Below are 24,413 nucleotides of genomic sequence, written 5' to 3'. Positions count from 1 at the left end.
ATGGACGACCTGACCGCCGAAGTCCGGGCCTGGCTGGCCGAGCACTGGACCGGACTGCCGAAAACCGTTGACCCGTGGACCAGTTCGCCGGAGAAGATCGCCTGGCTGGAGAAGGTGCTCGACTCCGGTTACGCCGTCCCCACCTACCCCACCGAATGGTTCGGCCGGGCCTACCCGCGCGAATCGGCCGCCGTCATCGAACGGGAATTCCGAGCCGTCAAGGCGCCCGGTGCGCGGCAGGACAAGTACAACATCGCGGCCAACACCATCCTGACGTTCGGCGGCGATTCCCTGAAAGCCGCGCTGCTGCGCGCGTTCCTGACCGAACGCGCGCGTACGTGTCTGCTCTACAGCGAGCCCGGAGCCGGCTCGGATCTGGCGGCGGTGAGCACCACAGCCGTCCGGGACGGCGATGACTGGGTGGTCAACGGTCAGAAGGTGTGGACCTCGGGTGCGCTGACCGCCGAGTTCGGACTGCTGGTCGCGCGCACCGACTGGGATGTACCCAAACACAAGGGAATCAGCTTCTTCGTCATCCCGATGCGCCAGCCGGGCATCGAGGTGCGGCCGCTGGTACAGATCACCGGGGAGTCGCATTTCAACGAGGTGTTCCTCACCGACGCCCGAGTGCCCGACAGCCATCTAGTCGGTGGCGCCGGCAACGGCTGGCGGGTGCTGCAGACGGCGCTGGCCTACGAGCGGTCGATCATGGGTGACACCGGTCGCGGATCGCGGAACCGCACCCGCGCCGACAGCCTGATCGACCTGGCCCGCGACCATGACCGCCTCGACGACCCGGTGATCCGTAGCGAGCTGGCGCAGGTGTTGGCCCTGCGTGAACTCAACGCGCTCAACAACGCCCGCGCGAAAGCCGAAACCGCCCAGGGCACGTCGAGCTCCATCATGTCGCTGGGCAAGCTGGCGATGTCGCGCATCCTGCACTCCGAGGCCGCGCTGAAGACCGAGATCATCGGCGCCGAGGCGCTGCTGGCCGGCCCCGACAACGCCGAAGCCGATGACGTGAACTTCCTGACGCTCAACGCCTTCTTCACCTCGATCGGCGGTGGCACCGACCAGATCCAGCGCAATATCATCGGCGAGCGGGTGCTCGGGCTGCCGAAGGAACCCGAGGTGGACCGCGACATCCCGTTCCGCCAGGCCCGGAGATCCTGATGGGCTACGACCCACCGCTTTCCGGTGTGACGGTGCTCGACCTGACGTCCGGCCCGATGACCGCCGTGAGCCGGCTGCTCGCCGACCTGGGCGCCCGTGTCACCCCGGTGGTGCTGACCGGGGTCACCGAACCGGTCATCGATCCGGCACCGCTGGCAACGGCGATCAACCGCCACGGTTTGACACCCGTGGCGGTGGACCTGGCGGGCTGGCGACTCCTGCTCGCCGACGCCGACATTCTCATCGAGAACACCGCGCCCGGTTCGACAGCCGAAGAGCTGTTGGCCGTCAAGACGATTCGGGCCGAGCACCCGGGCTTGGTCATCCTCTCCATCAGTGATTTCGGCAGGGACAACCGGTTCCGCGGCTGGCAGGCCACCACACCGGTGCTGCACGCCCTGACCAGCGAGCTGTCCCGGTCGGGCATCCCCGGGCGGGCACCACTGGTGCCGCCGGGCAGCCAACTGCCCTACCAGGTCGCCGCGGCACAGGCCGCGGTGCTGACCATGAGTGTGCTGCTCGACCGATTGCGCACCGGCACGGGCGATCTCATCGACTTCTCGGTGCTCGACGGGGCGATGCAAACGCTGGACCCGCCGTTCGGTACGGCCGGTACGGCCTCGGGCGGGGTGCCACTGAATGCGCAGCGCCGCAACTGGAATGCCGAGCAGCTGCGGTACCCGATCATCCCGTGCAAGGACGGCCACATCCGAATCTGCCTGCTGGCCAAACGGCAATGGCACGGCATGTTGACCTGGATGGGTCGGCCCGAGGAATTCATTGATCCTTCTTTCGACAGCCTGCGGGTGCGCCTGGGCTCCCCCGCGTTGCTGGCGGCCATCGGCCGGTTCTGCGCCGACCGGACCCGGGCCGAACTGGAGACCGAGGGCCAGCGGCACGGTGTGCCCACCGCCGCGGTGCTGACGCTGCCGGAGGCGCTTCGCACCGACCACGTCTCCCAACGCGGCGTGTTCCGCGAGGCGGACCTCGGCGACGGACGTCGCGCGCCCATCCCGGTGGGGATCGTCGAGATCGACGGCCACCGGGCCAGCGCGCTGACAGCCCCGGCTTCGTCGACCCAACGGCCTTCTGCTGCACCGATTTTGGGTGCCCGGGCGCGCCGCGACGAGGGCCTTCCGCTGGAGGGGCTGCGAGTGCTGGACCTCGGGGTGATCGTGGTGGGCAGCGATACCGGCCGGCTGTTCGGTGACCTGGGCGCCGATGTGGTGAAGATCGAGAATTCGGCGTTCCCCGACGGTCTGCGGGGCAGCTTGACGTCGGTGAGCCACACCTACGCGGCGGGGCACCGCAACAAGCGGTCCATCGGCATCGATCTTCGTGGCGCCGAGGGCCGTGCGCTGGCCCATCGCCTCGTCGGGATGTCCGATGTGGTGCTGACCAATTTCAAACCCGGTGTGGCGGCGGCGCTCGGCATGGACCATGCCACCTTGTGCGCGATCAATCCCGGCGTCGTGGTGGTGGACAGTTCGGCGTTCGGGCCCACCGGCCCCTGGGCGGCACGGATGGGCTACGGCCCGTTGGTGCGGGCGGCTGCCGGCGTCACCGACCTCTGGGTGTACCCGGACGGGACCGACACGTTCTGCGACACCGTCACCGTGTATCCCGACCATGTCGCAGCCCGCATCGGGGCACTGAGCGCCATGGCCGTGCTGGTGCGACGCGAGCGCACCGGCGCCGGCGGCGCGGTCAGCGTGGCACAGTCGGAGGTGATGCTGAGCCACCTCGCCGCCGAGATCGCCGGGGAGGTGCCGGCCCAGCCGACCGCGTCCTGGGGGCTGTTCCCGGCCGCCGGCGAGGACGCCTGGATCGCGGTGACCGCGCGGGATGCGTACGACGAGTCGGCGCTGCGCGCGGTGATCGGTGACGAGGACCTGGCGGCCTGGACGGCGCGGCACACGCCGGTGGAAGCCATGGAGTTGTTACAGGCCGCAGGCGTTCCCGCGGGCGCGGTGTTCCACGCCGCCGATCTCCCGGACTGGGAGTACTACGTGGCGCGCCGCGCTTTCCGCGAGGAACTGCATCCGCACGGGGCCGAACCGTACATCCTGGAGAACGTGCAGGTGCACGCCGAGCGGGTCGCCGATCCACCGCTGCGTCAAGCCCCGCTGCTGGGTGAGCAGACCCGCGAGATCGCCCGTGAGCTGCTGGGTTTGACCGACGTCGAGATCGACGAACTGATCGCGCGCGGTGTGCTGGAGACGGCCGGGGGCTGAGCACCTCGTACGATGCGGGGATCATGGGTATCGACGTCACCCGGTTGCGGTACTTCGTCGCGGTCGCCGACGAGTTGCACTTCAAACGTGCCGCCGACCGGTTGATGATCACCCCGCCCCCGCTGAGCAAGCAGATCAAACTGCTCGAACGTGAGCTCGGCGGGGCACTGTTCGAGCGCAATTACCACGACGTCCGGCTGACGCCGCTGGGTGCGCAGATGCTCGGACCCGCGCGGGATATCCTGCGTCGGGTCGACGAACTGAAGGCGACGGCGGAGCGCATCACCGGCGCCGCGACTCCGGTGCGTATCGGTGCCACCGCTTACGCGCCATCGGATTTCCTTGCGCTGCTGGAGAGCACCGTCGCCACCCTTGCGGTGCCGACCGAATTCAGCGTGCCGGGCTCGGCGGCCGAGGTGACCGCCAAGTTGATCTCCCGGCATCTGGAGCTGGGCCTGATTCATCTGCCGTCAACGGATCAACGCCTGCGGCACCGCGTCGTCGCGCAGTATCAGGGGGCGATCGCGGTGCGCCACGACGATCCGCTGGCCGCCCATGACGTGGTGTGTATCGAGCAGTTGCGCGACCGCGATGTCGTCATCGACTTCGCGAGGCCCAACCCGGTGGTGCTGGCGGGGCTGACGCGGGGGCTCACCGCCCGCGGCGTGACGCGGATCGTGCGGACCACCGGGCAGCTCGGCGGCGAGCTGGAGATGGCCACCCAGGTGTTCAACCGTCATCTGGTGGCACTGGTGACCTACGCGCCGGCGTCGTTCGTCGGGCGGATCTTCTCGCCACCGGAGTTCAAACTCATTCCGATCGACGAAAGCACCTGGGCGCCAGCAAGAATAGCGTTGGCCTGGCTGGCAGACCGACCGGAGCTGGAGAGTCTGGTGGATCAGATCGCCGACGGGGTGGCGGTGGCGCGTGCCCGGCAGTGACTCCTGCCCCTGCGGATCGGGCACCGACTACGACCTCTGCTGCGGGCCGCTGCACCGCGGTGACCGGACGGCGCCGACGGCCGACGCCCTGATGCGTTCCCGGTTCAGCGCGTACGCGCTCGGATTGGCCGACTACCTGATGTCCAGTTGGGACCGCAGTACCCGGCCCGCCTCCCTCGATCTGGACGAGACGATCACCTGGCGGCGGCTGCAGATCGTCGACACCGAGGCGGGTGGCCCCGACGACACCGCCGGCATCGTGGAGTTCCGCGCCCAGTACGTCGCGCAGGGGCGCAGGCGCATCCTGCACGAGCGCAGTCGCTTCCGGCGCGGCGAGGACGGTGCCTGGCGCTATGTCGACGGGGTGTTCCCGTCGCCGGACGTAGGCTGAGGACCATGCGGATGTTGATGGCGGTCGGTGCGCTGGCCGTGGGCGCCCTCTGCGCGGCCCCGGTCGCACATGCGGACACCGCCGACGGATCGCTGACCGGCGATCAGGTGTTGACCGCCTTCGACGTGCAGAATCCCGCCATCGGCCGGCTGGATCCGGCGCTGCTGAGCGCCATCCAGAACGCCACCACCGCCGCCGCGGCCGACGGCATCACGATGACCATCACCTCCGGCTGGCGCTCCCCCGAGTTTCAGCAGCGGCTGCTCGACGACGCGGTGGCCACCTACGGCAGCGTCGCCGCGGCCCGGCAGTACGTGCAGACGCCCGAGCATTCCAAGCACGTCATCGGCGAGGCGGTCGACGTCGGCGGGACCGGTGCGGACCAGTGGCTGATCGCCAACGGTGCGCGGTTCGGGCTGTGCCGCACGTATGCCAATGAGCTGTGGCATTTCGAGCTGACTGCCGATGCGTACGGGAACTGCCCGGCACTGCTGCCGGACGCTGCGGGCTGAGCAGCGGTTCCCAAAATAGATCAACTGATCTAATCTCAGATCATGCGATCTGGAGAGATGACGTTCGTCCAGTCGGCCCGGCGCGCACAGATCGTCGACGGCGCCATCGAGGTGGTCGCCGAGCTCGGCTGGGCCAAGACCTCGATCCGCAAGATCGCCGACCACGTCGGCCTGGCGATGAGCGCGGTGCTCTACCACTTCGGCAGCAAAGACAAGCTGGTGGAAGCGATCGTCGAGGCGATGTACGCCGCGGCATTCGACGTCGTGATCCCGGCAATCGAGAGGGAGACGACCGCACGCGGGAAACTGGCCACCTATATCCGGTCGAACATTGCCTACTTCGATACGCACCGCACGCATCTGGCCGCGCTGACACAGATCAGCTCCGAGGATCTGCGGCTGAGTGCCGAGACTGCTGAACGCGTCGCCGCGCTCGACCCCGTCGCCATTCTCGCCGCCGGGCAAGCCGATGGCGAATTCGGCGACTTCCCGCTGGAATCCATGGCGATAGCGCTGCGTGGCGCCGTCAACGCGGTCGTCGAGAAGATCCTGCGGCAACCAGAATTCGATGCGCGGTCCTACGGCGAGGATCTGGTGCGGATCTTCGACAACACGGTCTCAGCACCATGAGTCGGATCAGCATCATCGCTGTCGGCAGCCGCGGAGATGTTGCACCACTTGCCGGTTTGGGAGCCGAGCTGAAGCGCCGAGGGCACGACGTCGCCGTGACCGCGTACTCACCGTTCGCATCCATGATCATGAGCTGCGGGTTGACCTTTCGCGAACTACCCGCCGCGCTCGACGACGGCGAGGACCCGACCAAAGGGCTGGCGGCGTTCGCCGCACCGTCGGGGATGCGCACACTCGACGCGGCGATTCTGCGTGTCAACGCTGATCAGGCCACCGATCTGCTGTTGCTCTCGCCGTTCGCCGAAATGGCGGGACATCCCCTCGCCGAGGCGAAAGGGATTCCGGCGCTGGGAGTTCGGATGCAGCCGCTATCGGCGACCGCGGCCCATCCGCCCGCCATCCTCGGTGGCGGCAACCTCGGCGCACGCGGCAACAAATTGGCGGCGGAGTTCGGCGCGGGGTTGTTCGACCTTCTCTACGGGGGCGTCGTGGCGGACCTGCGCCGCAGCGTGGGATTGCCGAAGGTGTCCGCACGTGCGTTACGGCGCCTCCGGACTGGAGCGAATTGGACCGTGCTGCACGGCTATTCAACGTCGGTCGCACCGCGCCCCGCCGACTGGCGGACCGGCCTGGAAGTCACCGGCTATTGGCGGCCTCCGCGCGACCCGTCCTGGACGCCGCCGGACGAGCTCGCCCGATTCCTGGCCGCGGGCCCGCCGCCGGTGTTCGTCGGACTGGGAAGCGTGGTGGTGAGCAAGAAACGCTCCCGGGTGCTCTCGGAGCTCATCGTTCGCGCCGCAGAACTGGCCGGCGTCCGAGTTCTCATACAGGCGGGTTGGGCCGGGCTGCACGCCGCCACAGACGGCGTCCTGACCATCGGCGACGCGCCCCACGATTGGCTGTTCCCGCACATGGCGGCGGTGGCGCATCACTGCGGCGCGGGAACCACCGCAGCGGGGCTGCGCGCCGGAGTACCGACCGTAGCACTCCCCGGTTACGGTGACGGACCGTTCTGGGCCCGGCGGCTACGGGAGATCGGCGCCTGCGCGACTGTCATCCCGCAGCGCCGGCTCACGGCCGAGCGTCTCGCCGACGGTTTCCGCGCTGCTCTGGATCCCGCGCTCAGAGTGACAACGGAGCGAATCGGCGCGCAGATCCGGTCCGAGGACGGCGCTGCGCGGGCGGCGTCGATCATCGAGCGCCACCTGCGATGACCCTCGTCGGTTAGGTGACCTAGCTGCTAGTTGGGCTAAGCGACGAGGATGGCAGCGGACCGGATTTGGCGCGGCGACGTGTCGGCGACCGCGTCTCGGAACTTCGTACCCTCCGTGTTGACGTCGCCCAATGTGTCGACCGGTTTGCCCCACTTCCAACGTGTCTCGGCCAGGGACCCGCGTAGAAGACGAACGCCGCCTGCACCGGATGCTCACCCGACACCCCGATATCACTGTTGCTGCCCCCGCCCCCGTTGGCGAGCGTGACGGAAACATGCCCGTGGTCCTCAAACCGATTGTTCACGGTCATGAGCGCAGTAACGGCACGGCCAGCCTCGTGATGGGTGACCGTCGCGGCCTGATCACCGAGCAGATGTGAAGACACACCACGAGCCTGCCAGGTCGCACGGTCGGCGGGCCAGCAAAGGAACAAACGCTTGCGACTCCCTCCGTTCAGATAGACTTGCGGCTCCCTCCGTTCAGATAGAGTCGGCCTCTCATGGGGAGGTCAAAGGCTCACACAGCATGGACGACGACGCGGAGCGCGGACATCGACCGAGTGTTCGACATTCACCACCGGCTCACTGGACGAGCCGCTGGCAGACGACATGACGCCGAACATCTGCTCGGCGCAATCGTCGCGAGACTCGTCGCCGAATTCCAGGGCTATTGCCGAGACGTGCACGACGAAGCAGTCGATCACGTGGTGGGATGCCTCGGCATAACGGATGCCGGACTTCTGGCGCTCACGCGTACGGCATATATCCGCCGCCGCGACCTGAGCACGGGCAACCCGACGTGGAAAGCCTTAGAGAATGACTTCGGACGCCTCGACATGCGCTTCACTCGCGAGATGGATGCGCGCTTCACCACCGCGCCAGCATTGCGTCGGAAGCTGGACGACCTCATGTTTGCGCGGAACGCGTTCGTACATGCGGAGGAGGCCAAACTACAACGATGTCGTGACCGCAATCACCTTTGGCTACGGCAAATGAGGATCTGGCGCACCGCCCTCAACAGACTGACGGGTAGCATTGATACAGCCGTGGGTGCACACTTGAAGGCATTGACCGGACAAAACCCGTGGTGAAAGGGGTCACAAGGATGGAAATCCACCTAAAACGTGGCGACCGCATCCGCGTCCCTTACGGTGCTGGCGTCTATGACGCCGTAGTCCTCGGTGTGCGCGATGGCCGGGTTCACGTGGAAATCGACCTCGATTCCGATACCCCGGTCGAAACGTTCTATCGAAGCAGCGAGCTAGCCGACGCCTAGAGTTGAGCCAACGGGCAAGGCGGTCTAGGTAATTGCAACGACTCAGACCGCCTTGCCCGCAATCAGCTGGCTACCACTTCGCCGACCGCCTGCCGCTGCCGGCGCGCAGCGACATGGCCGACGCCTTCACCGGGTGCTCGTCGTCTGCTTCCGGCTTCGACTCGTCGTCAGCATCCGCCGTCGATCTACCCCTGTTGGATTCTGACTCGGATTCAGTTGTGGCCCAACCTGATCGAACCCAAAGCGACTCTACCGCGACGGCGCGTCGACCTTCTCACCGCCACCGTAAACCGCCCCGTCATGGACGCACTGCGTGCCGTCGACCACGGTCCCCGTGGTATCCAGTAGCCCGTAATCGGCTCCCTGATGATGCGTCGGATAGCCCGCGCCACCGCATCAGTCGCGTGCAACAGCCGACCAGTCGGCCCGATTCGTTGGGCTCCAACACGTCTACGCTGTCATCGTCAAACATGTCTTCGTCGCCCATCACGCCACCGGCAATCCGGTCAGCTTGCACACCGCAGCAGGACGTTCCACCGCCAGCGCCAACCGTTCCTCACCGACCCATCGGACGAGGTTGCGGGAGAAGACATCGGCGTTGGTACCTGTCCGCAGCGTGAGGCTTTCACGGACGACGACGTAGCCCATCTTGCGGGTGTCCACCAATGCGCCCACCCCGGCTGCGATGGTCATCGTTGGCAACACCTCCACGCCCCAGATCGAACTCGCCGCCCCGACCGTGGGATCGGTCTGCACGATGTAACGGCCCTGCCTGTCCTTCACCCGCTGCAACGCACTCCATGTGTGGGTGCAGCACCAACAGATTCGCATTCGCCGAGGCCGCCCCGGTACGCAGTGCGGCGATACCGAGACTCACCGTGTCCAGTGGTGGTGTTGCTGTCGACCGCCGGGGCGAGGATGCCCAACGTCGACAGCAGACCGGAGAGGTGCCCTGTCGTGCCGTCGCCGTTCAACAGTTCGTTGTTTTCGGCGTCGATGATCTGGCGCTGGATTTCGGCCTGGAAATACTAGGTGAACCCGTCCCAGTCCGAAATGGTCTCCCACGACAGCGCGGCGTGACAGCCGAGAACACGAAGCCCGAATGGCAGCCCATGACGAACCACCACCGTTTTGACGGGTTAAGCGACGGCGATCCGGGCGTCGGTCACCGGGGCGCCGGTCTTGGCGACGATGTCGTCGAAGGACACGCCGGGGGCCAGCTCGACGGCCGCGAATCCGTCGCCGGTCACGTCGAACACCCCGAGATCGGTGATCACCCGGCTCACCACGCCCTTGCCCGTCAATGGCAGGTCACACGACGAAACCAGCTTGGGTGCACCGGATTTGGCGACGTGATCCATCAGCACGATGACCCGCTCCGCTCCGCTGACCAGGTCCATCGCGCCGCCCATACCCTTGACCATCGACCCGGGCACCATCCAGTTGGCCAGATCGCCGTTGGCGGCGACCTGCATGCCGCCGAGCACCGCGACATCGACATGGCCGCCCCGGATCATCGCAAAGCTGGTCGCGGAGTCGAAGAACGAAGCCCCCGGCACCACCGACACCGTCTGCTTACCGGCGTTGATGAGGTCAGGGTCCACCTCGTCGTCATACGGGAACGGGCCGACGCCGAGGATGCCGTTCTCGGCGTGCAGGGTGACCTCCGAGCCTTCGGGCAAGTGGTCGGGAATCAGCGTGGGCAGCCCGATGCCGAGGTTGACGTAGTCACCGTCGCGCAGTTCACGGGCAGCGCGGGCGGCCATCTGATCGCGGTTCCAGCTCATCGGTCGGCTCCTCGGGGGCGGGTGGTGCGCTTTTCGATCTCCTTGTGCGCGGCCTGTTCCGGGGTCAGTTCGACCACGCGCTGCACGAAGATGCCGGGCAGATGGATCTCGTCGGGATGCAGGTCCCCCACCTCGACGACCCGCTCGGCCTCGACCACGGTGATGCGCCCCGACATCGCCGCCGGCGGGTTGAAATTGCGTGCGGCGGCGTGGAACTTGCAGTTACCGGCCCGGTCGACGACGGCCGCACGGACCAGTGCATAGTCGGTGACAATGGACTCCTCGAGCACCATCTCCTTGCCGCCGAAGGTGCGGACCTCCTTGGCCGGTGATGCCAGCGCGACGGATCCGTCGACGTGGTAGCGCCACGGCAGACCACCGTCGGCCACCAGGGTGCCCACCCCGGTGGGGGTGAAGAACGCACCGATACCGCTGCCGCCGGCCCGCATCCGTTCGGCCAGCGTGCCCTGCGGGGTCAGCTCCACCGTCAGTTCGCCGGCCAGGTACTGCCGGGCGAACTCCTTGTTCTCCCCGACGTAGGACGCGATCACCCGGCTGATCCGGTGGGCCTCCAGCAGCAGGCCCAGGCCCGCACCGTCCACCCCGCAGTTGTTGCTGACAATGGTCAGATCGCCGGCACCCTGGTGCAAGAGCGAGTCGATGAGATACCAAGGGATGCCGGCCAATCCGAACCCACCGACGGCCAGGCTGGCGCCGTGCGGGATATCGGCCACCGCGTCGGCGGCCGATCCGACCACCTTGTTCAGGGTCATGAGTGCTCCAAGTGCTCGATGATGGCGGGGGTGATGACGCCGGGCTGTTCGGCGTTGGCCAGGTGCGCGGCCCGATCGACGACGAGCAGGCGGGCCTCGGGCACCGCATCGGCGATGCCGGCCAGCGTGGCGGGCGGGGTCGACGGGTCGTCGCTGCCGGCGATGGCCAGCACCGGTGCCGAGATCGACGGAAGCTGCTCGCGCAGATCGAGTTTCGCGATGGCCTCGCAGCACCCCGCGTATCCCTCCGCGGGAGTGCCGGCGACCATCGCCTCCCAGTACGCCCGGTCGCCGGTATAGCCGCCACTGAACCACCGCGCCACCACGGCGGAAGCGACCGCGGCGGCACCGCCGGCTCGGACGGTGGCCGCCCGGTCGGTCCAGGTCTGCGCCGGCGGCAACTGCGCCGCGGTGCACAACAGGACCATGCGGTCGACGCGGTCGGGGTTACGGGCAGCCAGCCGCATCGCGGTCATCCCACCGAGCGACAGTCCGACCACATGTGCCCGCGCGATGCCGAGCCGGTCCAGCAGGGCCACCAGGTCATCGGTCAGGTCGTCGATCGAGTAGGGGCCGGCGGGCACCGGTGACTGCCCGTGCCCCCGGGTGTCATACCGCACCACGGTGAAATGCCGTTCCAGCTCGGCTACTTGGGCATCCCACATCCGGTGGTCGGATCCCAGCGAGTTGGACAGCAGCACCGCCGGGCCGGAACCGGTCACCACCGCGTGCACGTCGACGGCGCTCACGCGACGGCCTCGAAGACCGCGGCCAGGCCCTGTCCCCCACCGATACACATGGTCTCCAGCACATAGCGCGCATCGCGGCGGCGCGCCTCGTGCGCCGCGGTGGCCAGGATGCGGGCACCGGTCGCACCGATCGGATGCCCCAGCGATATCCCCGAGCCCAGCGGGTTGAGCCGCTCGTCGAGGGCATCGAGCTTCCACTCGGCCAGCACGGCGAGCACCTGGGCGGCGAAGGCTTCGTTGAGTTCGATCAGGTCCATATCGTCGAGGGTGAGACCCGCGCGGTCCAGCGCGTTCGCGGTGGCGGCGACCGGGCCCAGACCCATCGTCGCCGGATCGCAGCCGGTGACCGCCCAGGACCGCAGCGCCAACATCGGTGTCAAGCCATGCTTTTCGGCATCATCGCGGGTGGTCACCACACACATCGCAGCGCCGTCGTTCTGGCCAGAAGCATTACCCGCGGTGACGGTGGCCGCGTCGTCGAGCTTGGCGCGCATCGGGCGCAACGTGGCCAGCTTCTCGACGGTGATGCCCACTCGGGGATGCTCATCGCGATCGACGACGGTTCCGCCGACCTCGATCGGGACGAGTTCCTCGGCGAACAAACCGGATTCGTGCGCGGCAACGGCCCGTTGATGCGAGCGCACGGCCAGCTCGTCCTGCTCGATCCGGCTGATTCCGTATTCGCGACGCAGGTTCTCCGCGGTTTCGATCATCCCGCCAGGCACCGGATGCGAAGCCCCGCCGGCGGTTTCACGGGCCCGATCCAGCCGGTCGGCCAGCATCACGGCGCCCTGGCGCACCCCGGTGCGCAAACCCAGCGCGTAATGCTCGACGTTGGACATCGACTCGGCCCCACCCGCGACCACGACCCGGCCCGCGCCGGTCGCCACCTGACCGGCGGCGTAGAGCACCGCCTGCAGGCCGGAGCCGCAGCGCCGATCGATCTGCAGACCGGGCACCGCGGTGCCCAAGCCGGCATCGAGCGCGGCGATCCGCCCGATCGCCGGGGCCTCGCCGTTGGCGTACCCGTTGCCGAGGACGACGTCGTCGACATCGCCCGCGCCGAGGCCGGTGCGCCGGATCAGCTCGCGCAGCGTCGCGGTGGCCAGGTCGGCGGCGGTCAGCGGGGCCAGCGCACCGCCCATCCGGCCGACCGGCGTCCGGACCGGGTTACAGATCACGACATCCATGGCATCGACGCTAGGCCGACACGGCCATATGCTGAAGTACTTATTTCCGACCTATTGAGAGCTGTAGAGTTTCAATTGTGGAGCTCCGCCACCTGCGCTACTTCCGCGCCGTCGCCGAACACCTGCATTTCGGCCGCGCCGCCGAAAGTCTGCACATCGCGCAGCCGCCGTTGTCGCAGCAGATCCGCCAGCTGGAGAACGAGCTGGGCGTCACCCTGCTGACCCGCACCACCCGCAGCGTCGAGCTCACCCCAGCCGGACGCGCCTACCTGAGCCGAGCGGTGCAAATTCTGGACGCGGTCGACGATGCCGCCCGGCAGGCCCGCCGAATCGAGGCCGGCACCGAGGGCCAGCTGATCATCGGCTGCGTCGGCTCGGCCACCTATTCGCTGCTGCCCCGGCTGGTGCGCGCGCTGAGCGAATCCCTACCCGGGATCGAGGTGCAGGTGCGCGGCGAGATGCTGGCACCGGCCCAACTGGCCGCACTGGCCGTCGGAGATATCGACCTGGCGCTGTTGCGCCCGCCGGTCCTGCAGGACGACATCGTCACCGAGACCATCCGGCGGGACCGCCTGCTGGTAGCGCTGCCGTCGCGGCACCCGCTGGCCGGGCACGCGTCCCTGACCGTCGAACAACTGCGTGATGTGGACTTCATCACCCATGCGGGCCAAGGCCGTTCGGTGATGAGCAACATCGTGTTCGCCGTCTGCGCCGACGCCGGCTTCGTCCCGCGGGTCCAGCACGAGGTGATGGAGACCTCCACCCTGGTGACCCTGGTGGCGGCGGGGCTGGGGGTGGCGATCGTGCCCGCCCCGACCGCGGCACTGGACCTCGCCGGTGTGCACTACGTGCCGCTGACCCCGGAGACCGTCGGCATCGACCTGGTGGCCGCACACCGCGCGCAGCGCCGCTCACCCGTGCTCGACAACGTGCTGGGCATCCTGCGCAGCGAGGCCGGCGCGTAACCCGTCCGGGTTAGGCTCGTACCCCGTGCGTGCCGTGCTGATCGTGAACCCGAACGCTACGTCGACCACCGCGGCCGGCCGTGATCTGTTGGCGCACGCGCTGGAGAGCCGCACCGACCTGACCGTCGTGCACACCAACCACCGCGGCCACGCCGTCGAGATCGGCGAGGAGGCCGCCAAGACGGGTATCGACGTGGTGATCGTGCACGGCGGCGACGGCACCGTGAACGAGGTGGTCAACGGGATCCTGCGACACCGCACACCGCAGGCGCCGGCAGTCGGTGTGGTCCCGGGCGGGTCGGCGAACGTGTTCGCTCGCTCCCTGGGCATCAGCCCGGACCCGATCGAGGCCACCAACCAACTCGTCGACCTGCTCAGCGCACACCGCAACGGTGCCCCCTGGCGACGCATCGGGCTGATGGACTGTGGCGAACGCTGGGGTGTGTTCACTGCCGGGATGGGCGTGGACGGTGCCGTGGTGGCCGCGGTGGAAGCCCAGCGCGCCAAGGGGCGCAAGGTCACCCCGTCGCGTTACATCCGGGTGGCGATCCGCGAAGTGCTCGCCAGCGCCCGCAAGGAACCGACGTTGACGCTGCACCTGCCCGACCGCGAAGCGGTGAGCGGGGTGCATTTCGCCTTCGTCTCCAATTCCAGCCCGTGGACCTACGCCAACACCCGACCGGTGTGGACGAACCCCACCACCACCTTCGACACCGGGCTCGGCGTGTTCGCGACCACGAGCATGAACGTGTGGGCCAATCTGCGCCTGGTGCGGCGCATGATCTCGGCCAAACCGGATATCAAGGCCGGCCATTTGATCCGCGAGGACGACCTGCCGTGGCTGCGCGTGACGAGTGACACACCGGTGGACTGCCAGATCGACGGCGATTACATCGGAAAGCGGGAAACGATGACGTTCACGTCGGTGCCGGACGCTCTGGCGGTCGTCGCGCCGCCACGAAATTTGCCCTGAACAGGGACTTTAGAGAAGCCTCAAAAAATTTTGAGCGTAAGTGAGTTGAGTGTAGTACAAACGGGTGAGGGGTTAGGTAACCCGCCCCGGTAGTGACATTGCCCACGAGTTAACGCGCCGCTATTGACATCTGTTCAGCCTGTGAAAGCATCGGATGCAACAGTGCAGAAACATTTCAAGTGCACGCGTTAACAGCCGAAGAAAAAAGCTCGTGCGCTTTCGCGCGCAAACGGTAAGGAGTTGGACTCATGGATTGGCGCCACAAGGCGGTTTGTCGCGACGAGGATCCGGAACTGTTCTTCCCCGTGGGGAACAGCGGCCCGGCCATCGCGCAGATTGCTGACGCGAAGCTCGTCTGCAACCGCTGCCCGGTGACCACCGAGTGCCTGTCGTGGGCGCTGGAGTCCGGTCAGGACGCGGGCGTATGGGGCGGTATGAGCGAGGACGAGCGCCGCGCGCTCAAGCGTCGCAACGCTCGCACCAAGGCGCGCAGCGGCGTCTGATCGCCGCTCCCGCGCGTATTGCGGCTCCGCCGAATTCGGCGGGGCCGCAATTCTTTTGCTTAGAGTTTGCTGTCAAGGGTGAACCGACTGCGCCGCCCGATCGGCACCCGCAGCACCACATCGGTGCCGCCGGTGGCGACATCGTGCATACCCAGCGAACCGTCCAGTTCCGCCGAAACCAGGGTGCGCACGATCTGCAGCCCCAACCGATCCGACTTTTCCAGACTGAAGCCCTCCGGTAGGCCCTTGCCGTCGTCGTGCACGACGACGTCCAGCCACCGCGAGGACCGCTCCGCGCGGATGGTGACCGCTCCCGACGCCTGACCGTCGAAGGCGTGTTCCAAGGCGTTCTGGACGAGCTCGGTGATCACCATGATCAGCGCGGTGGCCCGGTCGGCGTCCAGCACTCCCAGGTCGCCGTCCCGGGTGATCCGGATGGGGCTGTCGACCGAGGCGACGTCGTTCATGATCGGCACGATGCGGTCCACCACCTCGTCGAGGTTGACCTCCTCGTCCACCGACATGGACAGCGCATCGTGCACCAACGCGATGGAAGCCACCCGGCGCACCGATTCGTTGAGCGCCTCGCGGCCCTCGGCGTTGTTGGTGCGGCGGGCCTGTAACCGCAGCAGCGCGGCCACCGTCTGCAGGTTGTTCTTCACCCGGTGGTGGATCTCGCGGATGGTGGCGTCCTTGGACAGCAGCGCCCGGTCGCGGCGCTTGATCTCGGTGACATCGCGGATCAGCACGGCAGCCCCGGCCGCCTCGCCACCGGCCAGCAGCGGGATGGTGCGCAGCAGCACCGCCGCGCCACCGGCATCCAGTTCCATCCGGGTGCTGGCCCCGCCGGCCACCGAGATCCGGACATGCTTGGCCAGCTCCTGGGCTTCGAACGGGTCGGTCATCAGGGGACGGGTGATGGCGATCAGATTGTGGCCCTCGAGCTCGGCGTTGAGCCCCATCCGGTGATACGCCGACAGCGCGTTAGGACTGGCGAAAGTCACGTCCCCGTTGACGTCGAGGCGGATGAAGCCGTCGCCGACCCGTGGGCTCGATCGCGACATCGCGGCATCACCGACATTGGGGAAGGTGCCCTCGTTGAGCATCCGCAGCAGATCCCGCGCACAGTCCAGGTAGGCCCGTTCCAGGGGGCTGGTCTTGCGCCGGTCGGCCAGCGCCGTCTGATGCGTCAGGACCGCAACCACCTGGCCGCGGTGGCGCACCGGGACTGCCTCGACGTTGAGCCAGTTGCCGTCGCGAGCGTCGGTCTGGCCGGCGTCGCTTTCCCGGCCGATGACCCCGGAGTCGAACGCATCGGCCACGACCGGCATGGCCGGGCCGTCCTGCACGGTGCCGACCGCGTCGGCCAGCAGCACGGTGGGCGCGGTGTTGGGTCGCACCTGGGCGACACACACCAACGTCCCGTCGTCGCGGCGCACCCACATCAGGTAGTCGGCGAAGGACAGGTCCGCGAGCAGCTGCCACTCCCCGACCACCGCGTGCAGATGGTCGACGGCGTTGCCGGGCAGAACGGTGTGCTCGGCAAGCAGATCGCCGAGGGTCGACATGAGCGGCTAGCTGATGACTGCGATGAGGTCGCCGGCCTGGATGACGTCGCCGACGGCCACACTGACCTCGGTGACGGTGCCCGCGACCTCGGCCAACACCGGGATTTCCATCTTCATCGACTCCAGCAGCACCAGGGTGTCGCCTTCGCCGATCTGGTCGCCCTTCTTCACGACGACCTCGAGCACACTGGCCACGATTTCGGCGCGTACATCCTCGGCCATCTTCACCCCACTCCTCCGGCGAGCACTGCTGTTGAGGGTTCTATCGAACCACACCATGCGGTGGACAGAGCACCGCCTGCGCCGTGAGACAATCTAGGCAAGCGTCGACGGTAGTCAATCTGGAAAGAAGGTAAAACCATGGCCAAGCGAGGCCGCAAGAAGCGCGATCGGAAGCACAGCAAGGCCAACCACGGCAAGCGGCCCAACGCCGGCTCGAAGTCTGTGCGCTGACCAGATACGCATGACGAAACCGCCCGGACTCACAAGAGTCCGGGCGGTTTCGTTATGGGGCTGTCGGCTCAGCCCCTGATGATGGTGGTGCGGCTGATCTCCAGCCGCAGCCGGGCACGCAGGGTGTCGGGGGCCTTCTCGCCGCCGCATTTGGCGGCGATCATCTTCTTGACCCGCTCCTCGACGCCGTAATGACGCAGGCAGGTCGGGCATTCGTCGAGGTGATGGCGCAGCTTGTCCCTGGTCTCCGGGGTGCATTCACCGTCGAGCAGCGTCCACACCTCGGCGATCACCGCGGCGCATTCGGGATGCTCGGGATCGACCGGGCCGACCGGCGGGGTGAACGTGTGTTCTTCGTTGCGGGTGAACTCGTCGCTCATGACGAGACCTCCTCGGTGGCGAGCTGCCCGCCGCGGATGAATCCGCGGTCACGTGCGACATCGGCCAGCAGGTCACGCAGTTGCTTACGGCCTCGGTGCAGTCGAGACATCACCGTCCCGATCGGGGTATCCATGATTTCCGCGATCTCCTTGTACGGGAATCCCTCGACATCGGCGTAGTACACCGCCATTCGGAATTCCTCAGGTAATGCTTGCAGAGCATCCTTGATCTCGCTGTCCGGCAGGGCTTCCAGCGCCTCCACCTCCGCGGACCGCAAACCCGTCGAGCTGTGCTCGGCATTGGCCGCCAGCTGCCAGTCGGTGATCTCCTCGGTCGGATACTCCGACGGCTGGCGCTGCTTCTTGCGGTAGTTGTTGATGTAGGTGTTCGTCAGGATGCGGTAGAGCCACGCCTTCAGATTGGTGCCCTCCCGGAACGAGCGGAACCCGGCATACGCCTTGACCATGGTTTCCTGCACCAGGTCTTCGGCATCGGCGGGGTTACGCGTCATCCGCAGCGCGCCACCGTAGAGCTGGTCCAGCAGCGGGATGGCGTCGCGTTCGAAGCGGGCGGTGAGTTCGGCGTCGGTCTCTTCGGTCGGGGCGGGTGCGGCCTCGTCTATATCGGTCATCGTGACTGGACCCATCCCTTCCCTCTCGGCACTGCCGAACGGCTCCAGCACATCCGCCGGACGTTCCAGGCATGCCGTTGACACTGAGAAACTCCTTCCACGATCCTAGAGGTTGACGCCGACAAATCCCGCCGGCGGCTGGTGCGCCCCGTCGCACCTGCAGTAACGCCGCCCCTGGGTTGGTCATTCCCCGGCACTAGGCTGGCCCGGTGGCACGCGCAGCAACCCCGGCGATCGCAGCACTGATCGACGCCGGCGTCGGGCACGAGATCCTGCGCTACGAGCACGACCCGCGCGCCGACTCGTTCGGGGCAGAGGCCGTCGACCAGCTGGCCGCGGCGCACGGGCTGGACCCGGCGCAGATCTTCAAGACCCTGGTGGTGGCCGCCGGCCGGGACCTCGCGGTGGCGGTGCTGCCGGTGCCGTCGAAACTGTCGCTCAAGGCCGCCGCGGCGGCACTGGGATTTGCCAAGGTCACCATGGCCGATCGGGCCGCGGCCGAACGCTCCACCGGTTACGTGCTGGGCGGCATCTCGCCGCTGGGGCAGCGGCGGACGCTGCCCACCGTGGTCGACGCCTCGGCGCTGGATTGGGGCCGGGTGCTGTGCAGCGCGGGCAAGCGGGGCTGGGACGTGGCGCTGGCCCCGCAGGATCTGGTCGTCGCCACCAACGCCGTGATCGCCGACATCCGCGCGGCATAGGGTGCACCCATGACTGAAGCGCCGTTATCCGGGAAGACCATGTTCATCTCCGGCGCCAGCCGCGGTATCGGGCTGGCCATCGCCAAACGGGCCGCCGCCGACGGCGCCAATATCGCGCTGCTGGCCAAGACCGCCGAACCGCATCCCAAACTCGAAGGCACCGTCTACACCGCGGCCAAGGAGATCGAAGAGGCCGGCGGACAGGCGCTGCCCATCGTCGGGGACGTCCGCGACGGCGACTCGGTGGCGGCGGCGGTAGCCCAGTCCGTCGAGCGGTTCGGCGGTATCGACCTGTGCGTCAACAACGCCTCGGCGATCAACCTGGGCTCCATCGAGGAGGTACCGCTCAAGCGGTTCGACCTGATGAACGGCATCCAGATCCGCGGCACCTACGCGGTGTCGCAGGCCTGTATCCCGCACATGAAGGGCCGCGCCAACCCGCACATCCTGACCCTGTCGCCACCGCTGCGGCTGGAATCGCAATGGCTCAAGCCGACGGCGTACATGATGGCGAAGTTCGGAATGACCTTGTGCGCCCTGGGCATCGCCGAGGAGATGCGCGACGCGGGGATCGCGTCGAACACGTTGTGGCCGCGCACCCTGGTCGCCACCGCCGCGGTGCAGAATCTGCTCGGCGGCGACGAGGCGATGGCCAAGGCACGCAAACCCGAGGTGTACGCGGATGCGGCGTACGCGGTCTTCACCAAACCCGCCCGCGAATACACCGGGCAGAGCCTGCTGTGTGAGGACGTGCTACTGGACTCCGGCGTCACCGACCTGTCGGTGTATGACTGTGTGCCCGGCTCGGACCTCGGCGTCGACCTGTGGGTGGACAGCCCGAACCCGCCGGGATACCGCGGATGAACGCCAGGGTGTTTGCGGCTGAACAGTTGTCGCGTTTCGAGGTGTACTACGACGATGAGCTCGCCGGCTTCGCCGAATATCTGGATCATGACGGGCAGCGAATCTTCTTCCACACCGAGGTCGGCGAGCAGTTCGGCGGTAAAGGCTTGGCCAGCACGCTGATTCGGCAAGCGTTGCGCGAGACCGCCGACGCGGGACTGCGCATCGTGCCGCTGTGTCCGTTTGTGGAAAGCTTCGTGCGCAAGCATCCCGACGACGACACCTACGCCGCGGCGGTGGACCCGGTGACCGAGGCGGCCGTCGAGCTGGTGCGCAACCGCTGACCCGAAGGGACCCCTGTGGCCGAGCCCCTGGTGCCGCTGACGACGATCACCGCGCAATGGGGCCGGATCGGTTGTCTGGGTTTCGGCGGACCGCCGACCCATATCGCGATGCTGCGCGAACTGTGCGTGCAGCGGCGACGGTGGCTGGACGCCGACGAGTTCGAGGACGCCATCGCGGCCATGAACCTGCTGCCCGGGCCGGCATCGACGCAGCTGGCCATCTACACCGCCTGGCGGTTGCGCGGCGTGCGCGGTGCACTGGTCGGCGGGCTGGCGTTCATCCTGCCGGGTCTGGTCGTCATCCTGGCGCTGGCGGCGTTCTTCCTGTCCGGCGGTGCGCCCGGCTGGGCGCGGGGCGCGGCCGCCGGGGCCGGTGCGGCGGTGGCGGCCGTCGCGCTGCACGCCGCCGTCGGGCTGATCCCGTCCAGCTGGCGACGGGCCGGCGAAACGCCCTGGCCCAGGATCCGCTGGATCGGCTACTTCATCGCAGGCGCGGTGGCCGCGGCCCTGACCGGCCCATGGCTGGTGCTGGTGCTGATCGCCGCCGGGGTGCTGGAGATCGCGGCCCGCATCGCACCGTCGCGGGCCGGGGCGCAGGCCTGGCCGGTGCTGCTGGCCGCGGCGCCGGCGCTGGCCGGGATCCCCGCCCTGGTGTGGACGGCGTTCAAGGTGGGTGCGTTGTCCTACGGCGGCGGGTTCGTCATCATCCCGCTGATGCAGGACGACGCCGTGCACCGGCATCACTGGATGACCGACGCCGAGTTCCTCAACGCGGTGGCCCTGGGCCAGATCACCCCCGGACCGGTGCTGCACACGGTGGCGGTGGTGGGTTACGCGGCCGCGGGCGTCGGCGGTGCCCTGTTGGCGGCTTTGGTCGCGTTCGGCCCGTCGTTCGTCATGGTGATCGGTGGCGGCAGGCATTTCGACGCGCTGCGGGCGAACCGGTACGTGCAGGCCTTTCTGACCGGCGCCGGGCCCGCCGTCATCGGTGCCATCACCGGCTCGGCGGTGCCGTTGGCGCTGGCCGCCCAGCAGCCGTGGCAGTTCGGCGTGCTGGCCCTGGCCGCGGTGGCACTACTGGTGGCCCGCCGCGGTGTGGTCAGCACGCTGATCGGCGCGGCGGCCCTGGGCGTGGCGGCGTATCTGGCCGGATTGCCGGTCGGCTGACCTACGCTGGGGCCGTGCCCAACTCGTCGATCTGGTCCGCGGGACGGTACGAATCCGTCGCCGAACGTATCGCGCCCATTGCGTCCGAGGTGCTCACCGCCGTCGGTGCCCTGGTCGCCCTGCCCGGGCTCGAGGTGGTCGACCTGGCCTGCGGTACCGGCAACGCGGCACTGGCCGCCTCGGCCGCCGGCGCCCGCGTGACCGGCGTTGACCTCACCCCGGAGTTGCTGGCCATCGCCGCCGAGAAGCCCGGTGGTGACGCGGTGCGCTGGGTGGCCGCCGATGCCGCCGCCACCGGCCTGGCCGATGCGAGTTTCGGTGCGGCCGTGTCGAATATGGGCATCATCTTCGTGGAACCCGCCGCGATGGTTGCCGAACTGTCCCGGGTGCTGCGCCCGGGCGGGGTGCTCGGATTCTCCACCTGGGTGCGCGATGCCGACAACCCGTTCTACACACCGATCCTGCAGGTGCTCGGCGCGCCGCCGCCCGCGCCGTACGGTCCCGATCAGTGGGGTGACCCGGATACCGCGCGGTCCCGACTGGCCGCCGGCTTCACCGATGTCACCATCGAAACCGGGTTACACCCTTGGCGTTTCGCGTCGGTGGAGCGGGCGGTGGACTTCATCACGCGGGAATCCCCAATGCACCTCGATGTCCTGGCTCGGCTCGACGACGGGACGCGGGCCGCGCTGGTGGACGCCTTCCGCGTGGCGCTGGGTGCGCATGCCGGCCCGGACGGTGTCGAGTTCGGCGCCCCCTATGCGGTCATTACCGCGCGTCGTCACTCGGCCTGATAGAGGATGCCGCGGCTGATCGCGGCGCGGACCTCCGGCAGCGCGGCCTCGGCGAGTGCGGCGGCGTCGACCCCGTGGTGGGCGGCGAGCAGGTCGATCAACGCACCCAGCGGCACCTCGCCGCGGCAGCCCGCCAGCAGGGCGCGCAGCACCTCGTCGACGCCGATCACCGCGGCCGGCCCGCCGGGGCGGCGCACCGCCGCACCGATCTGCTGCCAGCCGTGCTCCCCGGGTAGGAACTGCTCCTCCAAGAGCACCGGCGCCGTGGACAACCGGGCGGCCAGCAGTGCCTCGTCGGTGGTCCGCCGCAGGAATGCGCGGCGCGCGAAGAACGCGTCGACCTCGGACCCGGTAACCGGCTCGTCGAGGATTTCCTCACACGTCTGTTCCGGGCGTTCCCCGGCGGCGGGCACCCGCAGCGAGATCAATCCCATGCCGATACCCGTGATGCCTTGCTCGGCGAACCAGTCCAGCCACGCACCGCCGCGCCGCGCGGCCTGTTCGGTCGGCTCGCCGGCGTCGGCCAGCCACAGCGCGACGTAGCTGACCGGGTCGGCGAGCTCACGCTGCACCACCCAGGCGTGTAGCCCGGTACCTGCAAGCCAGTCCCGCACCCGGGCGCTCCAATCATCGCCGCGCACGATCCAGTTGGCCATGATGTGCGCGGTACCACCGGGGTTCAGGTGGTCGGCAACCTGTTCGATGATGCTGCGGCACAAGCCATCCCCGGCCACCCCGGAGTCACGGTAGATGTAGTCCATGTCGCCGGCGCCCACCACGAACGGCGGGTTGGAGACGATGAGGTCGAACCGCTCCCCCGCCACCGGCTCGAACAGGCTGCCATGCCGCAGCTCCCACGACATGCCGTTGAGCCGTGCGGTGGCCGCGGCCATCGCCAGCGCGCGTTCGTTGGTGTCGGTGGCCACGATCTGGTCGCAATGGCCGTCCAGGTGCAGGGCCTGCACACCGCAACCGGTCCCGAGGTCCAGGGCGCGGCGCGCCGGCGTGCGGACCACGGCGCGGGCCAGGGAGACCGAGGCGCCGCCGATGCCGAGCACGTGATCACGGTGCAGAGGCCCGGCCCGCAAGGCCGCGTCCTGATCGGAGACCACGAGGAAGTCGCTGTAGGGCCGGATGTCGAGGATTGCGCGCACGGTCTCACCGGTGTCCACCAGCACGCCCTCCGCCGTCAGCGCGGCCAGCCCGGCTGTCGGGAACGCCTCGGCGACGCGCTGTGGGCTCTCGTCGGCGCCGAGCAGGAACAACCGCACCAGAGTGGCCAGCGGTCCGCCCGCGGCGTCGCAGGCGCGCAGGGCCGGCCACCACACGCCCCGGCCGAGGGCGGCGTGGGCATCGGCGCCGAGCAGTTCGGCCACCCCGTCGACGGTGTAGCCGGCCGCGCGCAGGTCCGCGCCGAGGGCGTCGACGACGTCGTGGTTCAAAACAGACCCGGCTCAGGCTGGGCGGCCTCGATCAACTCGGGACCGTTGTTGCGGGTGCTGTTCACCAGCCGGGACACCTCGCGGATCTGGATACGATCCAGGTCGCCGTGCCCGCGGAGCAACCCCTCGTCGATCGGCGCGTCGGGGTCCATCCAACGGTCCCAGTCGGCCGCGCTGATGGTCAGCGGCATCCGGTCGTGGATATCGGCGAGTTGGGCAGCGGCGGCGGTGGTGATGATGGTGCAGCTGAGCAGCGGCGGGCTGTCCCGGGCAGCATCCTTGGGCCGCCAGGTGGACCACAGCCCCGCCATGAACAGCGGTTCGCCGTCGCCGGCGTACATGTAGAACGGCGTCTTGGTGGCCTTCTTACCGTCGGCGGCCGGGTTGGGCCGCCATTCGTACCAGCCGTCCATCGGCACCAGGCAGCGCTTGTTCTTGGCCGATCCACGGAACGCCGGCGACGTGGTCAGGGTCTCGGCGCGGGCGTTGATGAGCAGCGGGCCCTTGGTGTCCGGCCCACCCTCGGCGGTGGTCTTGGCCCACGCCGGGATCAGCCCCCATCGCATCGAACGGATCCGCCGGGTGGACTCGTCCTCCGGTTGCGTGTGTCGTTTGACCACGGTGCTGATGGTCGTGGTGGGTGCGACGTTGTAGTTGGGGGCGTGGTTGGGACCAGCTTCTTTGGCCGTCTGGGCGGTCTCGTCGAGCGCCTTGATTTTCTCGGCCAGCAACGCCGGGTCGGTGGTCACTGCAAATCGCCCACACATACCAGGCAGGAT

At 68.2% G+C, this 24,413-nt stretch carries 29 protein-coding genes; 18 read left to right on the top strand and 11 right to left on the bottom strand.

The annotated features are described in order from the left end of the window. From SBI67_RS19790 to SBI67_RS19750, 9 genes are all read left to right on the top strand, one after another. Entirely contained in the window at positions 1 to 1,173 is a 1,173-nt protein-coding gene (locus SBI67_RS19790; RefSeq protein WP_318982202.1) for an acyl-CoA dehydrogenase family protein, read from the top strand. Continuing rightward, on the top strand, positions 1,173 to 3,407 hold the full coding sequence (locus SBI67_RS19785) for a CaiB/BaiF CoA-transferase family protein (RefSeq protein ID WP_318982201.1): 2,235 nt from the start codon (positions 1,173 to 1,175) through the stop codon (positions 3,405 to 3,407). The genes SBI67_RS19790 and SBI67_RS19785 overlap by 1 nt, the downstream gene beginning before the upstream one ends. A 23-nt stretch (positions 3,408 to 3,430) precedes the next feature. Next, on the top strand, positions 3,431 to 4,348 hold the full coding sequence (locus tag SBI67_RS19780) for a LysR family transcriptional regulator (RefSeq protein ID WP_318982200.1): 918 nt from the start codon (positions 3,431 to 3,433) through the stop codon (positions 4,346 to 4,348). Further along, positions 4,335 to 4,739, top strand: coding sequence for a YchJ family protein (locus SBI67_RS19775; RefSeq protein WP_318982199.1), 405 nt, complete (start codon positions 4,335 to 4,337; stop codon positions 4,737 to 4,739). The genes SBI67_RS19780 and SBI67_RS19775 overlap by 14 nt, the downstream gene beginning before the upstream one ends. A 5-nt stretch (positions 4,740 to 4,744) precedes the next feature. Beyond that, on the top strand, positions 4,745 to 5,251 hold the full coding sequence (locus tag SBI67_RS19770; RefSeq protein ID WP_318982198.1) for a M15 family metallopeptidase: 507 nt from the start codon (positions 4,745 to 4,747) through the stop codon (positions 5,249 to 5,251). 42 nt (positions 5,252 to 5,293) lie between these two features. Beyond that, positions 5,294 to 5,881: a TetR/AcrR family transcriptional regulator gene (locus SBI67_RS19765; RefSeq protein WP_318982197.1), complete on the top strand. Its 588-nt coding sequence runs from the start codon at positions 5,294 to 5,296 to the stop codon at positions 5,879 to 5,881. After that, positions 5,878 to 7,095, top strand: a complete 1,218-nt coding sequence (locus tag SBI67_RS19760) for a glycosyltransferase (protein ID WP_318982196.1) — start codon at positions 5,878 to 5,880, stop codon at positions 7,093 to 7,095. Before SBI67_RS19765 ends, SBI67_RS19760 begins: the two co-directional genes overlap by 4 nt. A gap of 559 nt (positions 7,096 to 7,654) precedes the next feature. Then, positions 7,655 to 8,185, top strand: a complete 531-nt coding sequence (locus SBI67_RS19755; RefSeq protein WP_318982195.1) for a hypothetical protein — start codon at positions 7,655 to 7,657, stop codon at positions 8,183 to 8,185. 14 nt (positions 8,186 to 8,199) lie between these two features. Next, positions 8,200 to 8,370, top strand: a complete 171-nt coding sequence (locus SBI67_RS19750; RefSeq protein ID WP_318982194.1) for a hypothetical protein — start codon at positions 8,200 to 8,202, stop codon at positions 8,368 to 8,370. A 486-nt stretch (positions 8,371 to 8,856) separates the two neighbouring features. Here SBI67_RS19750 and SBI67_RS19745 read toward each other — a convergent pair whose 3' ends face one another. The 5 genes from SBI67_RS19745 to SBI67_RS19725 form a co-directional block, all read right to left on the bottom strand. Continuing rightward, entirely contained in the window at positions 8,857 to 9,201 is a 345-nt protein-coding gene (locus SBI67_RS19745; protein ID WP_318982193.1) for a phage major capsid protein, read from the bottom strand. A 308-nt stretch (positions 9,202 to 9,509) separates the two neighbouring features. After that, on the bottom strand, positions 9,510 to 10,157 hold the full coding sequence (locus SBI67_RS19740) for a CoA transferase subunit B (protein WP_318982192.1): 648 nt from the start codon (positions 10,155 to 10,157) through the stop codon (positions 9,510 to 9,512). Beyond that, positions 10,154 to 10,930: a CoA transferase subunit A gene (locus SBI67_RS19735; RefSeq protein ID WP_318982191.1), complete on the bottom strand. Its 777-nt coding sequence runs from the start codon at positions 10,928 to 10,930 to the stop codon at positions 10,154 to 10,156. Before SBI67_RS19735 ends, SBI67_RS19740 begins: the two co-directional genes overlap by 4 nt. Further along, complete coding sequence (gene pcaD / locus SBI67_RS19730) at positions 10,927 to 11,679, bottom strand: 3-oxoadipate enol-lactonase (RefSeq protein ID WP_318982190.1); 753 nt, start codon at positions 11,677 to 11,679, stop codon at positions 10,927 to 10,929. Before pcaD ends, SBI67_RS19735 begins: the two co-directional genes overlap by 4 nt. Further along, positions 11,676 to 12,869 (bottom strand): acetyl-CoA C-acetyltransferase, encoded by a 1,194-nt coding sequence (locus SBI67_RS19725; protein WP_318982189.1) that lies wholly within the window; start codon positions 12,867 to 12,869, stop codon positions 11,676 to 11,678. The genes pcaD and SBI67_RS19725 overlap by 4 nt, the downstream gene beginning before the upstream one ends. Positions 12,870 to 12,946: 77 nt before the next feature. Here SBI67_RS19725 and SBI67_RS19720 point away from each other — a divergent pair, with 77 nt between their 5' ends. From SBI67_RS19720 to whiB1, 3 genes are all read left to right on the top strand, one after another. After that, positions 12,947 to 13,834, top strand: a complete 888-nt coding sequence (locus SBI67_RS19720) for a LysR family transcriptional regulator (RefSeq protein WP_318982188.1) — start codon at positions 12,947 to 12,949, stop codon at positions 13,832 to 13,834. A gap of 25 nt (positions 13,835 to 13,859) precedes the next feature. After that, entirely contained in the window at positions 13,860 to 14,807 is a 948-nt protein-coding gene (locus tag SBI67_RS19715; RefSeq protein ID WP_318982187.1) for a diacylglycerol/lipid kinase family protein, read from the top strand. Between the two features lie 248 nt (positions 14,808 to 15,055). Then, positions 15,056 to 15,310 (top strand): transcriptional regulator WhiB1, encoded by a 255-nt coding sequence (whiB1, locus tag SBI67_RS19710; protein WP_036402183.1) that lies wholly within the window; start codon positions 15,056 to 15,058, stop codon positions 15,308 to 15,310. A 59-nt stretch (positions 15,311 to 15,369) separates the two neighbouring features. Here whiB1 and SBI67_RS19705 read toward each other — a convergent pair whose 3' ends face one another. Together SBI67_RS19705 and SBI67_RS19700 are read right to left on the bottom strand one after the other, a co-directional pair. Next, the gene (locus SBI67_RS19705; protein ID WP_318982186.1) at positions 15,370 to 16,878 is read right to left on the bottom strand and encodes a two-component system sensor histidine kinase PdtaS; all 1,509 of its coding nucleotides are present in this window, start codon (positions 16,876 to 16,878) and stop codon (positions 15,370 to 15,372) included. A gap of 6 nt (positions 16,879 to 16,884) precedes the next feature. Next, the gene (locus tag SBI67_RS19700; protein ID WP_024454384.1) at positions 16,885 to 17,100 is read right to left on the bottom strand and encodes a biotin/lipoyl-binding carrier protein; all 216 of its coding nucleotides are present in this window, start codon (positions 17,098 to 17,100) and stop codon (positions 16,885 to 16,887) included. A gap of 138 nt (positions 17,101 to 17,238) precedes the next feature. Between SBI67_RS19700 and SBI67_RS29150 the strand changes: the two genes are divergently transcribed. Further along, positions 17,239 to 17,331: a 50S ribosomal protein bL37 gene (locus tag SBI67_RS29150; protein WP_003882799.1), complete on the top strand. Its 93-nt coding sequence runs from the start codon at positions 17,239 to 17,241 to the stop codon at positions 17,329 to 17,331. 68 nt (positions 17,332 to 17,399) lie between these two features. On the opposite strand, the gene rsrA is transcribed toward SBI67_RS29150, so the two are convergent. Continuing rightward, positions 17,400 to 17,711 carry a mycothiol system anti-sigma-R factor gene (gene rsrA / locus SBI67_RS19695; RefSeq protein WP_318982185.1) on the bottom strand — a complete coding sequence of 104 codons (312 nt, stop codon included), beginning with the start codon at positions 17,709 to 17,711 and terminating at the stop codon, positions 17,400 to 17,402. Next, the gene (locus SBI67_RS19690; RefSeq protein ID WP_318982184.1) at positions 17,708 to 18,343 is read right to left on the bottom strand and encodes a sigma-70 family RNA polymerase sigma factor; all 636 of its coding nucleotides are present in this window, start codon (positions 18,341 to 18,343) and stop codon (positions 17,708 to 17,710) included. The genes rsrA and SBI67_RS19690 overlap by 4 nt, the downstream gene beginning before the upstream one ends. A gap of 209 nt (positions 18,344 to 18,552) precedes the next feature. On the opposite strand from SBI67_RS19690, the gene SBI67_RS19685 reads away from it, so the two are divergent. The 5 genes from SBI67_RS19685 to SBI67_RS19665 are packed head-to-tail and all read left to right on the top strand — an operon-like array spanning position 18,553 to position 22,192. Then, a complete protein-coding gene (locus SBI67_RS19685; protein ID WP_318982183.1) occupies positions 18,553 to 19,044 on the top strand; it encodes an aminoacyl-tRNA deacylase in 492 nt (163 codons plus the stop codon). Between the two features lie 9 nt (positions 19,045 to 19,053). Next, positions 19,054 to 19,908: an SDR family oxidoreductase gene (locus SBI67_RS19680; RefSeq protein ID WP_318982182.1), complete on the top strand. Its 855-nt coding sequence runs from the start codon at positions 19,054 to 19,056 to the stop codon at positions 19,906 to 19,908. Further along, positions 19,905 to 20,231, top strand: a complete 327-nt coding sequence (locus SBI67_RS19675) for a GNAT family N-acetyltransferase (RefSeq protein ID WP_318982181.1) — start codon at positions 19,905 to 19,907, stop codon at positions 20,229 to 20,231. The genes SBI67_RS19680 and SBI67_RS19675 overlap by 4 nt, the downstream gene beginning before the upstream one ends. A gap of 15 nt (positions 20,232 to 20,246) precedes the next feature. Continuing rightward, complete coding sequence (gene chrA / locus SBI67_RS19670) at positions 20,247 to 21,398, top strand: chromate efflux transporter (protein ID WP_318982180.1); 1,152 nt, start codon at positions 20,247 to 20,249, stop codon at positions 21,396 to 21,398. Positions 21,399 to 21,412: 14 nt separating this feature from the next. Continuing rightward, positions 21,413 to 22,192, top strand: a complete 780-nt coding sequence (locus SBI67_RS19665) for a class I SAM-dependent methyltransferase (protein WP_318982179.1) — start codon at positions 21,413 to 21,415, stop codon at positions 22,190 to 22,192. Here the strand turns inward: SBI67_RS19665 and SBI67_RS19660 are convergent. Continuing rightward, the gene (locus tag SBI67_RS19660; RefSeq protein ID WP_318982178.1) at positions 22,180 to 23,634 is read right to left on the bottom strand and encodes a DUF7782 domain-containing protein; all 1,455 of its coding nucleotides are present in this window, start codon (positions 23,632 to 23,634) and stop codon (positions 22,180 to 22,182) included. The genes SBI67_RS19665 and SBI67_RS19660 overlap by 13 nt on opposite strands. Beyond that, a complete protein-coding gene (locus SBI67_RS19655; protein ID WP_318982177.1) occupies positions 23,631 to 24,401 on the bottom strand; it encodes an SOS response-associated peptidase in 771 nt (256 codons plus the stop codon). The genes SBI67_RS19660 and SBI67_RS19655 overlap by 4 nt, the downstream gene beginning before the upstream one ends. Positions 24,402 to 24,413 lie beyond the last annotated feature (12 nt).

Origin of the sequence: Mycolicibacterium chengduense (genome assembly GCF_033741155.1) — a bacterium.
GTDB lineage: Bacteria > Actinomycetota > Actinomycetes > Mycobacteriales > Mycobacteriaceae > Mycobacterium.
This window is presented reverse-complemented; position numbering and strand designations above follow the sequence as displayed.